Source organism: Rathayibacter sp. AY1D2, from assembly GCF_002932695.1.
Classification (GTDB): Bacteria; Actinomycetota; Actinomycetes; order Actinomycetales; family Microbacteriaceae; genus Rathayibacter.
On record NZ_PSVX01000083.1, the window covers coordinates 1 to 12312 of the forward strand.

The window sequence follows — 12312 nt, forward strand, 5'->3', positions numbered from 1 at the left end:
GCTGCGTCTTCGTCTCGAGGACGTGGATGTGGCACTCCGCCCCGTGCTCGAGCGCCAGCTCGGTCGCCCCCACGAGCAGCTCGGGCCCGCACCACGAACGGAACCGCCATGCCCCTCTTCCTCTCCGACGCCGCCGTGATCACCATGGACCCGGTCTCGGGCGCCGTCCCGATCACGGCGAGCATCCGCATCGTCGACGAGCTGATCGTCGCGATCGGCCCGGGCCTCGTCCCCGAGCCGGGCGACGAGGTGATCGAAGGTCGCGACCGCCGGGTCGTCCCCGGCTTCGTCAACGCCCACACCCACTCGTGGGAGTACCTCTACAAGGGCCGCTACGACAACCTGCCGCTCGAGCTGTGGATGCTGCTGTCGTACCCGATCCTCGGGAACAGCCGCGTCGCTCCGGATCTGGTGCGGCTGCGCTCGTCGCTCTTCGCCCTCGAATCGCTGAAGGCCGGGGTCACGACCCTGGTCGACGACGTGCTCGAGAACCCGGACCAGGACGCGGAGCAGCTCGCCGCGGTCTTCGACGCGTACGACGAGATCGGAGTCCGCGCCAACATCTCGGGCCACGTGATCAGCAGGCCCTTCCACGAGACGATGCCGTTCCTCGAGGAGTACGTGCCCGCGGAGATCCTCGACCAGGCGCGGTCGGCGTCGCGCCCGACGACGGAGGGCTACCTCGCCTTCAGCCGCGAGGCGTTCGCGACCCAGCACGGGAGGGGAGGCGGGCGGCTGCGCTACATGGTCGCTCCGTCCGCTCCTCAGCGGTGCGGGCCCGAGCTGCTCGTGGGGGCGACCGAGCTGGCGCTCGAGCACGGGGCGGAGTGCCACATCCACGTCCTCGAGACGAAGACGCAGCTGGTGACCGGCGAGCTGTCCTACGGCTCGACCCTGGTCGAGTACATGGCGCGGATCGGCGCGCTCTCCCCGAACACGACCTTCGCCCACGGGATCTGGCTCACCGACTCCGACATGGAGCGGATCGCCGCCGCCGGCACGTCCGTCTCGCACAACCCGATCTCGAACCTCAAGCTCGGCTCGGGCATCGCCCCGTGGCGCGCGCTGCACGACGCGGGCGTGAACCTCGGCCTCGGGACCGACGGCTGCTCGAGCAGCGACTCGCCGCGCATGCTCGACGTCGTGAAGGCCGCGGCGCTCCTGCACAAGGTCACGGATCCGGACATCGCCACCTGGCCGACCGTGTCCGAGGTGCTCACCGCCGGCACGATCGGAGGCGCGCGCAGCGCCGTGCTCGACGACGCCACCGGCAGCATCGAGGTCGGCAAGCAGGCCGACCTCGTCGTCTACGACCTCGAGACGCTGAACTTCACCCCGCGCCAGCGGCTCGAGAACCAGCTCGTCTACTCCGAGAACGGCTCGTCGATCGACACCGTGATCGTCGCGGGCCGGATCGTCGTCTCGAAGGGCGTCTCGACCACCGTCGACGAGGCGGCCCTTCGCGAGGATCTCGCCGCGCAACTGGGGGAGATCGTGGCCTGGCAGGACTCGCTGGACCGCACGAACGGCGTGCTCACCGAGCCGTTCCGGCGGATGTACGAGCGGGCGATGCGCCACGACGCCCCCGTCGACCGCTTCAGCGGCCGCCGGCTGGTCTGAGGGCGGGCCGGCTCCCGGCGGACGCTCGGCCGACTCCCGGCCCGGCACACGGACGGGCGGGGGCGCGGCTCCAGTAGGTTGCGCACATGAGGTGGCGAGCGGGAGCGGTGGCGGTGCTCGTCCTCGCGCTCGCCGGGTGCACCGCGCCGGCCGACCCCGAGCCGACGACCGGGCCCACGGCCGCCCCCGTCTCCGGGCAGGTGGTCGGCGGCTACGGCGACCTGCACGTCGCGCCCGACGGATCGATGATGTTCTGCTACTCCGACCCCGACCCGGGATTCACGGGCGTCTGGCGCGAGTGCCAGGACGGGATCCGCACCGAGGGCGTCGACCCGGCCGCGATCGACGCGACCCTCGGGGAGACGGCGACGGCCGATCCGGGCGGGCACCGCTGGGTCGGCGCGGCGGCCGGGAAGCGCACCACCGAGGACGGCACAGACGTCTACACCGTCTTCCTCGCGGGGACGCGCACGGACGACGCCTTCACCGTGACGGCGGTCGGCGAGGGCTCCTACCGCGTGCCGTCCGAGTACCAGGAGCTGCAGCCGGGAGTGCCGGGCGGGTTCCTGGTCCGGCTCGAGCCGATCGGCTGAGCGGGGGCGCCGGCGCGGGCGGAGGAGCCGAGCGGGGTGCAGCGGCCGGGAGGGGCGGAGTCGGCGGACTCGCGCACCCCCCGCCCCTCACAGCGGGCGCGGCCGGTACCGCTCGATCAGCGCGTCGAACAGGCCGTTCATCCGCTCGTCGACCACGCGGCGCGACTCGTCGGCGTCGTACCACTCCACGATCTCGCGGGCGCCGTCGCTGAAGCGCACCGAGGGGGAGTACGCCGGGACGAGGCGGCGGATCTTCGCGTTGTCGAACACCATCGAGTGCGCCTTGTCGCCGATGATCCCGGCACCGAGCTCGGGGTCGGCCGCGGCGATCGCGTCGGAGGCGACGTGCACGAGGCGTGGCTCGACTCCGGCCGCCGCGGCGAGGTCGCGGTGGATCTCGTCCCAGGTCGGCGTCTCGTCGCCGGTGATGTGGAACGCCTCGCCGATCGCGGCGGAGGCGCCGAGAAGACCGACCAGGCCGACAGCGACGTCGTCGGCGTGCGTGAGTGTCCAGAGCGAGGTGCCGTCGCCGAGGACGACCACCTCCTGGCCGCGGCGCATCCGGTCGACGACGGTCCAGCCTCCGTCGACGGGCAGCGCGGTCCGGTCGTAGGTGTGCGAGGGGCGGACGATCGTGACCGGGAAGCCGCTCGCGCGGTACTCGGCCACGAGCAGGTCCTCGCACGCGATCTTGTCGCGGGAGTACTGCCAGTAGGGGTTCCGGAGCGGAGTCGACTCGGTGACCGGGAGGCTGTGCGGCGGCTTCTGGTAGTCCGACGCCGAGCTGATGAAGACGTACTGGCCCGTGCGGCCGGCGAACAGGTCGATGTCCTGCTGCACGTGCTCGGGCGTGAAGGCGACGAAGTCGATCACGGCGTCGAAGGTCTTGTCGCCGAGGGCGGCGGTGACGGCGTCGCGGTCGCGGCCGTCGGCCTGCACCTCGCGGACGCCCTCGGGCAGCGGGCGGAGCGACGTCCGCCCCCGGTTCAGCACGGTCACGTCGTGGCCGAGCCGCAGCGCCTCGCGGACGCAGGCGGCGCTGATGATGCCCGTCCCGCCGATGAACAGCACGCTGAGCGACATGGATCCTCCTCCGGCGGCGCCCGCGGCGGACGCCTCCCGACCCGATTCCCCCACATCGGGACGCCGCACGCGAGTCCCTTGACCCGGCTACCGCTCGACGGGACGCCGTTGCTCGTCCTCCGGCTCGGGGGCGAGCAGCGCCTCCGGAGCGGCCGCCGCGGTCGGCACGTCGGGTGCCGTCCGCTGCTCGAGGGAGCGCCCCCAGGCCGTGCCCGCGAGGATCAGCGCGATGCCGAGGAAGCCGACCGGCGCGATCGGGTCGCGGGCGAGCGCGACTCCGACGACCGCGGCCCACACCGGCTCGGTGCCCAGCAGGAGGGTGACGCGGGAGGGCCAAGTGCCGCGGACCGCCCACGTATGCACGAGGAAGCCGAAGACGGTGCAGACCAGGACGAGGTAGAGGAACAGGCCGGTGCCCACGGGGTCGAGCCCCGCGACGTACTCGGGGATCGGCACGCCGACGACGAGCGACGGGGCGTTGAAGACGGCGGCGCAGGTGCCGAGAAGCACCGAGGTCCGGCGGAGGGAGTCCACCGGCGCCCGGGCCGAGAGGCGGTGCATCGAGGCGACGTGCACGGCCCGTACGACGGCGGCGCCGAGGATCAGCAGGTCGCCGGGGGAGAGCGGGCGGAGGGCGCCGTTGCCGGCGAGCAGCGCGACTCCGACGACCGCGACGAGGCATGCGAGCAGGAAGCGGCCCGGGAGCCGGCGCTTCGAGACGGCGGAGTCGAGGATCGGCGTGATCACGATCGTCAGGCTGATGATGAGGCCCGCGTTGGTGGCGGAGGTGCCGGCGATGCCGTAGGTCTCGAGCGCGAAGATCGTCGCGAGCAGCGCCCCGATGGTCACGCCGACCCGCCACTCCGCCGCGGTGATCCGGTGCCGCCGCGCTGCGACGATCACGGCCAGGCACAGCGCGGCGAGCGTCATCCGCGAGCCGAGCAGCGCCATCACGCCGGAGTCGGTGACGAGCTCCTTCGCCGCGAAGTAGGTCGAGCCCCAGGAGGCGGCGACCACGAGCAGGAGGAGGTCGACCCGGAAGCGGGAGAGGAGAGCGCGCACGGCTCATCGTGGCGGCACGGAGACCCGCAGGACAAGACTGCATCTTCTTCGCCGACGCGTAAGTTGGAGCTCATGGAACTCGGACAGCTCAGGGCTCTGCGGGAGCTCGGCGAGCGCGGGAGCATCGCCGCCGTCGCCGCCGCGATGCGGGTGTCCCCCTCCTCCGTCTCGCAGCAGATCAGCGCGCTGCAGCGCCGCACTCCGACGGCGCTGACCTTCCGCGACGGGCGCCGGACTGCGCTGACCCCCGCCGGCCGCGCTCTCGCGGCGGCCGTGGTCGAGGTGGAGGTGGCGCTCGAGCGCGCGGCCCGGGCGGTCGCGGACTTCGAGGGGGAGCCGAGCGGCACGGTCTCGGTCGCCGCGTTCCACAGCGCGGGGCTGGCGATGTTCGGCCCGCTGCTGGAGGCGCTGCGCGCACCGGGTCGGCCGGGCGTCGCGCTCGCCGACTTCGACGTGGCGCAGAGCGCCTTCGCCGGGCTGACCGCGGATCACGACCTGGTCGTCGCGCACCGGCTCGCCGGCAGCGCCGAGTGGCCCGGGACCGTGCGCTCCACGCCCCTCCTCTTCGAGCCGCTCGACCTCGCGCTGCGGCGCGACCATCCGCTCGCCGCGAAGGACGTCGTCCGTCCCGCCGACCTCCGCGACGAGGAGTGGGTCGCGGTGCACGAGGGCTTCCCCCTGGAGCGGGCGATCGACGCCATCGCGGTCCTCGCGGGCGGCGACGCGAGCATCCCGCACCGGATCAACGACTTCCTGGTCGCGGCGGCGGTCGTGTCGGCGGGCGACGGCGTGGCGCTGCTGCCGCGGTACACGACCGACCTGCGGCGCACGCCGGAGGTGGTGCTGCGGCCGCTCGGGATCCCGGGGCTCGGCCGCCACATCGACTGCCTCGCCCGGCCCGAGACGCTGGAGCGCTCGGCCGTGCGGGCCGTGCTCGAGCAGCTGACCGGGATCGCCGCGGGGCTCGCCGCCGCGCCGTAGCATCGTGCCGTGCACCGCCTGATCGAGACCACGGCCGGAGACCCGGCAGCCACGGACCTCTTCGCCCGGCAGGAGGCCGACCTCCTCGCCCGCTACGGCGGCGACGACACCGGTCCGCGCCCTCCCGCCGACGCTCCGACCCTGCTGCTCGAGGTCGACGGCGGGCTCGTCGGCTGCGTGGCGCTCGCGGTCGAGGACGGGATCGGCGAGATCAAGCGGATGTTCGTGGTGAGCGCCGCGCGGGGCCGCGGGCTCAGCCGCGTGCTGCTCGCCGGCGTCGAGCGGCTGGCGGCCCGCGAGGGCGTGGAGCTGCTCCGACTGGTCACCGGCACGGAGCAGCCGGAAGCGATGGCGCTCTACGTGAGCGCCGGCTACGACCCGATCGCGGGCTACGGCTACTGGGGCGACGAGCCGAGCGCGCGCTGCTACGCGAAGCGGCTCGACCGCGAGGCGCTGCTCGCCGACGCGGGCTGACGCCGGGCTGGCGCTGGGCTGATGCCGGGCTGATGCCGGGCTGGCCGTTCGGCCGTCGGGGCGTGACGCCGGGCTGACGCCGGGCTGCCCGTTCGGCCGTCGCGGGCCGGCGACGGACTGACGTCGGGTTCTGCGCTCGGCCGTCGCGGGCTCTCCGGGCCGCTCGGTCCGGGGTGCTCGCGAGTCGGGCCGCCCGCTCGGAGGGTCCGGATCGGCGAGTCCGACGGGGCATCTGCGACGTCGTCCACGACTGTTCGGCGCTGCGGAGAAGTCGCTGAGGATGAGGCGCGGGAGGATGCCCGTGCCGCTCCGACAGAGTCGCCTGCTCCGCGACGGGGCACGCCGCTCGAGGCCGCTCTGGCGCGAACCTGCCCTGAGGCGGCGCGCCGCGCCTCCCGCGCCTCATCCTCAGCGACTTCTCCGCAGCGCCGAACAGTCGTGGACGACGTCGCAGATGCCCCGTCGGACTCGCCGATCCGGACCCTCCGAGCGGGCGGCCCGACTCGCGAGCACCCCGGACCGAGCGGCCCGGAGAGCCCGCGACGGCCGAGCGCAGAACCCGACGTCAGTCCGTCGCCGGCCCGCGACGGCCGAACGGGCAGCCCGGCGTCAGCCCGGCGTCACGCCCCGACGGCCGAACGGCCAGCCCGGCATCAGCCCGGCATCAGCCCAGCGCCAGCCCGGCGTCAGCCCGCGTCGGCGAGCAGCGCCTCGCGGTCGAGCCGCTTCGCGTAGCAGCGCGCGCTCGGCTCGTCGCCCCAGTAGCCGTAGCCCGCGATCGGGTCGTAGCCGGCGCTCACGTAGAGCGCCATCGCTTCCGGCTGCTCCGTGCCGGTGACCAGTCGGAGCAGCTCCACGCCCTCGCGGGCCGCCAGCCGCTCGACGCCGGCGAGCAGCACGCGGCTGAGCCCGCGGCCCCGCGCGGCGCTCACCACGAACATCCGCTTGATCTCGCCGATCCCGTCCTCGACCGCGAGCGCCACGCAGCCGACGAGCCCGCCGTCGACCTCGAGCAGCAGGGTCGGAGCGTCGGCGGGAGGGCGCGGACCGGTGTCGTCGCCGCCGTAGCGGGCGAGGAGGTCGGCCTCCTGCCGGGCGAAGAGGTCCGTGGCTGCCGGGTCTCCGGCCGTGGTCTCGATCAGGCGGTGCACGGCACGATGCTACGGCGCGGCGGCGAGCCCCGCGGCGATCCCGGTCAGCTGCTCGAGCACGGCCCGCACGGCCGAGCGCTCCAGCGTCTCGGGCCGGGCGAGGCAGTCGATGTGGCGGCCGAGCCCCGGGATCCCGAGCGGCCGCAGCACCACCTCCGGCGTGCGCCGCAGGTCGGTCGTGTACCGCGACAGCAGCGCCACGCCGTCGCCCGCCGACACGACCGCCGCCGCGACCAGGAAGTCGTTGATCCGGTGCGGGATGCTCGCGTCGCCGCCCGCGAGGACCGCGATGGCGTCGATCGCCCGCTCCAGGGGGAAGCCCTCGTGCACCGCGACCCACTCCTCGTCGCGGAGGTCGGCGGGACGGACGACGTCCTTCGCGGCGAGCGGATGGTCGCGCCGCAGCGCGAGGTCGAGCGGCTCGAAGAGGAGGGGCGTGGAGCGCACGGTCCCGGGCCACTCGGCGCTGCCGGCGAGCCGGTGCGCGACGACCAGGTCGTGATCCGCGGTCAGCCCGGCGAAGGCGCTCTGCGCCACGTCGAAGTCGGCGAGCGCGACGCCCGGCCGACCCGGTGCGCGCAGCGCCTCCAGCAGCGGGCCGAACATCGCCAGCCCCGCGCTGTGGAACGCGGCGACCGAGACCGTGCCGCTCGGCTCCCCCTCGAAGTCCGCGACCGCCCGGGCCGCGCGCTCGAGCGCCACCTCCACCTCGACCACGGCCGCCGCGAGAGCGCGGCCGGCGGGGGTCAGCGCAGTCCGGCGCCCGTCGCGGAAGTTCAGCGCCGTCGGAGTGCGGCGCTGCAGCGCGCTGATCTGCTGCGAGACGGAGGAGGGGGACACCCGCATCGCGGCGGCGACGGCGGCGATGCTCCCGCGCTCGCCGAGCTCCCGCAGAGCCCTGAGCTGTCCGAGTTCCATGAGCTCCAACTTACGCGTCGGCGAAGAAGATGCAGTCTTGTCCTGCGGGTCTCCGTGCCGCCACGATGAGCCGTGCGCGCTCTCCTCTCCCGCTTCCGGGTCGACCTCCTCCTGCTCGTGGTCGCCGCCTCCTGGGGCTCGACCTACTTCGCGGCGAAGGAGCTCGTCACCGACTCCAGCGTGATGGCGCTGCTCGGCTCGCGGATGACCCTCGCCGCGCTGTGCCTGGCCGTGATCGTCGCAGCGCGGCGGCACCGGATCACCGCGGCGGAGTGGCGGGTCGGCGTGACCATCGGGGCGCTGCTCGCGACGATCTTCGCGCTCGAGACCTACGGCATCGCCGGCACCTCCGCCACCAACGCGGGCCTCATCATCAGCCTGACGATCGTGATCACGCCGATCCTCGACTCCGCCGTCTCGAAGCGCCGGCTCCCGGGCCGCTTCCTGCTCGCATGCCTCGTCGCGGTCGTCGGAGTCGCGCTGCTCGCCGGCAACGGCGCCCTCCGCCCGCTCTCCCCCGGCGACCTGCTGATCCTCGGCGCCGCCGTCGTACGGGCCGTGCACGTCGCCTCGATGCACCGCCTCTCGGCGCGGGCGCCGATGGACTCCCTCCGCCTGACCACGGTGCAGCTCGGCACCTGCGCCGTCGTCTTCAGCGCCGCGTCGCTCGTCGTCGGCGTGCCGATCCCCGAGTACGTCGCGGGGCTCGACCCCGTCGGCACCGGCCTGTTCCGCTACCCCGTCCTGGTCTGCACCGTCTTCGGCTTCCTCGTGCAGACGTGGGCGGTCCGCCGCACCTCCCCCTCCCGCGTCAGCCTCCTGCTGGGCACCGAGCCGGTGTGGGCCGCGGTCGTCGGAGTCGCGCTCGCCCGCGACCCGATCGCGCCGGTCGGCTTCCTCGGCATCGCGCTGATCCTCGCGGGCACGGCCTGGGGGCGCTCCCTCGAGCAGCGGACGGCACCCGACGTGCCGACCGCGGCGGCCGCTCCGGAGGCGCTGCTCGCCCCCGAGCCGGAGGACGAGCAACGGCGTCCCGTCGAGCGGTAGCCGGGTCAAGGGACTCGCGTGCGGCGTCCCGATGTGGGGGAATCGGGTCGGGAGGCGTCCGCCGCGGGCGCCGCCGGAGGAGGATCCATGTCGCTCAGCGTGCTGTTCATCGGCGGGACGGGCATCATCAGCGCCGCCTGCGTCCGCGAGGCGCTGCGGCTCGGCCACGACGTGACCGTGCTGAACCGGGGGCGGACGTCGCTCCGCCCGCTGCCCGAGGGCGTCCGCGAGGTGCAGGCCGACGGCCGCGACCGCGACGCCGTCACCGCCGCCCTCGGCGACAAGACCTTCGACGCCGTGATCGACTTCGTCGCCTTCACGCCCGAGCACGTGCAGCAGGACATCGACCTGTTCGCCGGCCGCACGGGCCAGTACGTCTTCATCAGCTCGGCCTCGGCCTACCAGAAGCCGCCGCGCAGCCTCCCGGTCACCGAGTCGACTCCGCTCCGGAACCCCTACTGGCAGTACTCCCGCGACAAGATCGCGTGCGAGGACCTGCTCGTGGCCGAGTACCGCGCGAGCGGCTTCCCGGTCACGATCGTCCGCCCCTCGCACACCTACGACCGGACCGCGCTGCCCGTCGACGGAGGCTGGACCGTCGTCGACCGGATGCGCCGCGGCCAGGAGGTGGTCGTCCTCGGCGACGGCACCTCGCTCTGGACACTCACGCACGCCGACGACGTCGCTGTCGGCCTGGTCGGTCTTCTCGGCGCCTCCGCCGCGATCGGCGAGGCGTTCCACATCACCGGCGGCGAGAGGCCGGCCGGGGACGAGATCCACCGCGACCTGGCCGCGGCGGCCGGAGGCGAGCCACGCCGCGTGCACGTCGCCTCCGGCGCGATCGCCGCGGCCGACCCCGAGCTCGGTGCCGGGATCATCGGCGACAAGGCGCACTCGATGGTGTTCGACAACGCGAAGATCCGCCGCCTCGTCCCGGCGTACGCCCCCTCGGTGCGCTTCAGCGACGGCGCCCGCGAGATCGTGGAGTGGTACGACGCCGACGAGTCGCGCCGCGTGGTCGACGAGCGGATGAACGGCCTGTTCGACGCGCTGATCGAGCGGTACCGGCCGCGCCCGCTGTGAGGGGCGGGGGGTGCGCGAGTCCGCCGACTCCGCCCCTCCCGGCCGCTGCACCCCGCTCGGCTCCTCCGCCCGCGCCGGCGCCCCCGCTCAGCCGATCGGCTCGAGCCGGACCAGGAACCCGCCCGGCACTCCCGGCTGCAGCTCCTGGTACTCGGACGGCACGCGGTAGGAGCCCTCGCCGACCGCCGTCACGGTGAAGGCGTCGTCCGTGCGCGTCCCCGCGAGGAAGACGGTGTAGACGTCTGTGCCGTCCTCGGTGGTGCGCTTCCCGGCCGCCGCGCCGACCCAGCGGTGCCCGCCCGGATCGGCCGTCGCCGTCTCCCCGAGGGTCGCGTCGATCGCGGCCGGGTCGACGCCCTCGGTGCGGATCCCGTCCTGGCACTCGCGCCAGACGCCCGTGAATCCCGGGTCGGGGTCGGAGTAGCAGAACATCATCGATCCGTCGGGCGCGACGTGCAGGTCGCCGTAGCCGCCGACCACCTGCCCGGAGACGGGGGCGGCCGTGGGCCCGGTCGTCGGCTCGGGGTCGGCCGGCGCGGTGCACCCGGCGAGCGCGAGGACGAGCACCGCCACCGCTCCCGCTCGCCACCTCATGTGCGCAACCTACTGGAGCCGCGCCCCCGCCCGTCCGTGTGCCGGGCCGGGAGTCGGCCGAGCGTCCGCCGGGAGCCGGCCCGCCCTCAGACCAGCCGGCGGCCGCTGAAGCGGTCGACGGGGGCGTCGTGGCGCATCGCCCGCTCGTACATCCGCCGGAACGGCTCGGTGAGCACGCCGTTCGTGCGGTCCAGCGAGTCCTGCCAGGCCACGATCTCCCCCAGTTGCGCGGCGAGATCCTCGCGAAGGGCCGCCTCGTCGACGGTGGTCGAGACGCCCTTCGAGACGACGATCCGGCCCGCGACGATCACGGTGTCGATCGACGAGCCGTTCTCGGAGTAGACGAGCTGGTTCTCGAGCCGCTGGCGCGGGGTGAAGTTCAGCGTCTCGAGGTCGTAGACGACGAGGTCGGCCTGCTTGCCGACCTCGATGCTGCCGGTGGCGTCGTCGAGCACGGCGCTGCGCGCGCCTCCGATCGTGCCGGCGGTGAGCACCTCGGACACGGTCGGCCAGGTGGCGATGTCCGGATCCGTGACCTTGTGCAGGAGCGCCGCGGCCTTCACGACGTCGAGCATGCGCGGCGAGTCGCTGCTCGAGCAGCCGTCGGTCCCGAGGCCGAGGTTCACGCCCGCGTCGTGCAGCGCGCGCCACGGGGCGATGCCCGAGCCGAGCTTGAGGTTCGAGATCGGGTTGTGCGAGACGGACGTGCCGGCGGCGGCGATCCGCTCCATGTCGGAGTCGGTGAGCCAGATCCCGTGGGCGAAGGTCGTGTTCGGGGAGAGCGCGCCGATCCGCTCCATGTACTCGACCAGGGTCGAGCCGTAGGACAGCTCGCCGGTCACCAGCTGCGTCTTCGTCTCGAGGACGTGGATGTGGCACTCCGCCCCGTGCTCGAGCGCCAGCTCGGTCGCCCCCACGAGCAGCTCGGGCCCGCACCGCTGAGGAGCGGACGGAGCGACCATGTAGCGCAGCCGCCCGCCTCCCCTCCCGTGCTGGGTCGCGAACGCCTCGCGGCTGAAGGCGAGGTAGCCCTCCGTCGTCGGGCGCGACGCCGACCGCGCCTGGTCGAGGATCTCCGCGGGCACGTACTCCTCGAGGAACGGCATCGTCTCGTGGAAGGGCCTGCTGATCACGTGGCCCGAGATGTTGGCGCGGACTCCGATCTCGTCGTACGCGTCGAAGACCGCGGCGAGCTGCTCCGCGTCCTGGTCCGGGTTCTCGAGCACGTCGTCGACCAGGGTCGTGACCCCGGCCTTCAGCGATTCGAGGGCGAAGAGCGACGAGCGCAGCCGCACCAGATCCGGAGCGACGCGGCTGTTCCCGAGGATCGGGTACGACAGCAGCATCCACAGCTCGAGCGGCAGGTTGTCGTAGCGGCCCTTGTAGAGGTACTCCCACGAGTGGGTGTGGGCGTTGACGAAGCCGGGGACGACCAGGCGGTCGCGCCCGTCGATCACCTCGTCGCCCGGCTCGGGGACGAGGCCCGGGCCGATCGCGACGATCAGCTCGTCGACGATGCGGATGCTCGCCGTGATCGGGACGGCGCCCGAGACCGGGTCCATGGTGATCACGGCGGCGTCGGAGAGGAAGAGGGGCATGGCGGTTCCGTTCGTGGTGCGGGCCCGAGCTGCTCGTGGGGGCGACCGAGCTGGCGCTCGAGCACGGGGCGGAGTGCCACATCCACGTCCTCGAGACGAAGACGCAGC

At 73.8% G+C, this 12312-nt stretch carries 12 protein-coding genes; 6 read left to right on the plus strand and 6 right to left on the minus strand.

Going from position 1 to position 12312, the window contains the following annotated elements:
* The first annotated feature begins 108 nt into the window (after positions 1–108).
* Together C5D04_RS16270 and C5D04_RS16275 are read left to right on the plus strand one after the other, a co-directional pair.
* Positions 109–1620, plus strand: a complete 1512-nt coding sequence (locus C5D04_RS16270) for an amidohydrolase family protein (RefSeq protein WP_104348027.1) — start codon at positions 109–111, stop codon at positions 1618–1620.
* Positions 1621–1706: 86 nt separating this feature from the next.
* On the plus strand, positions 1707–2213 hold the full coding sequence (locus C5D04_RS16275; protein ID WP_146083735.1) for a hypothetical protein: 507 nt from the start codon (positions 1707–1709) through the stop codon (positions 2211–2213).
* Between the two features lie 87 nt (positions 2214–2300).
* Here C5D04_RS16275 and C5D04_RS16280 read toward each other — a convergent pair whose 3' ends face one another.
* Together C5D04_RS16280 and C5D04_RS16285 are read right to left on the minus strand one after the other, a co-directional pair.
* Positions 2301–3296 (minus strand): SDR family oxidoreductase, encoded by a 996-nt coding sequence (locus C5D04_RS16280; protein WP_104348028.1) that lies wholly within the window; start codon positions 3294–3296, stop codon positions 2301–2303.
* 87 nt (positions 3297–3383) lie between these two features.
* On the minus strand, positions 3384–4358 hold the full coding sequence (locus C5D04_RS16285; protein ID WP_104348029.1) for a DMT family transporter: 975 nt from the start codon (positions 4356–4358) through the stop codon (positions 3384–3386).
* Positions 4359–4430: 72 nt separating this feature from the next.
* Between C5D04_RS16285 and C5D04_RS16290 the strand changes: the two genes are divergently transcribed.
* On the plus strand, positions 4431–5339 hold the full coding sequence (locus tag C5D04_RS16290) for a LysR family transcriptional regulator (RefSeq protein ID WP_104348030.1): 909 nt from the start codon (positions 4431–4433) through the stop codon (positions 5337–5339).
* A gap of 9 nt (positions 5340–5348) precedes the next feature.
* The gene (locus tag C5D04_RS16295) at positions 5349–5813 is read left to right on the plus strand and encodes a GNAT family N-acetyltransferase (RefSeq protein ID WP_104348031.1); all 465 of its coding nucleotides are present in this window, start codon (positions 5349–5351) and stop codon (positions 5811–5813) included.
* 686 nt (positions 5814–6499) lie between these two features.
* Here C5D04_RS16295 and C5D04_RS16300 read toward each other — a convergent pair.
* A complete protein-coding gene (locus C5D04_RS16300; RefSeq protein WP_104348031.1) occupies positions 6500–6964 on the minus strand; it encodes a GNAT family N-acetyltransferase in 465 nt (154 codons plus the stop codon).
* Between the two features lie 9 nt (positions 6965–6973).
* The gene (locus C5D04_RS16305; RefSeq protein ID WP_104348032.1) at positions 6974–7882 is read right to left on the minus strand and encodes a LysR family transcriptional regulator; all 909 of its coding nucleotides are present in this window, start codon (positions 7880–7882) and stop codon (positions 6974–6976) included.
* 72 nt (positions 7883–7954) lie between these two features.
* Between C5D04_RS16305 and C5D04_RS16310 the strand changes: the two genes are divergently transcribed.
* Positions 7955–8929 (plus strand): DMT family transporter, encoded by a 975-nt coding sequence (locus tag C5D04_RS16310; protein WP_219815039.1) that lies wholly within the window; start codon positions 7955–7957, stop codon positions 8927–8929.
* Positions 8930–9016: 87 nt separating this feature from the next.
* Entirely contained in the window at positions 9017–10012 is a 996-nt protein-coding gene (locus C5D04_RS16315; protein ID WP_104348033.1) for an SDR family oxidoreductase, read from the plus strand.
* A gap of 87 nt (positions 10013–10099) precedes the next feature.
* Here C5D04_RS16315 and C5D04_RS16320 read toward each other — a convergent pair whose 3' ends face one another.
* Together C5D04_RS16320 and C5D04_RS16325 are read right to left on the minus strand one after the other, a co-directional pair.
* The gene (locus C5D04_RS16320; protein ID WP_146083735.1) at positions 10100–10606 is read right to left on the minus strand and encodes a hypothetical protein; all 507 of its coding nucleotides are present in this window, start codon (positions 10604–10606) and stop codon (positions 10100–10102) included.
* Between the two features lie 86 nt (positions 10607–10692).
* Positions 10693–12204: an amidohydrolase family protein gene (locus C5D04_RS16325; RefSeq protein ID WP_104348034.1), complete on the minus strand. Its 1512-nt coding sequence runs from the start codon at positions 12202–12204 to the stop codon at positions 10693–10695.
* Positions 12205–12312: the final 108 nt, after the last annotated feature.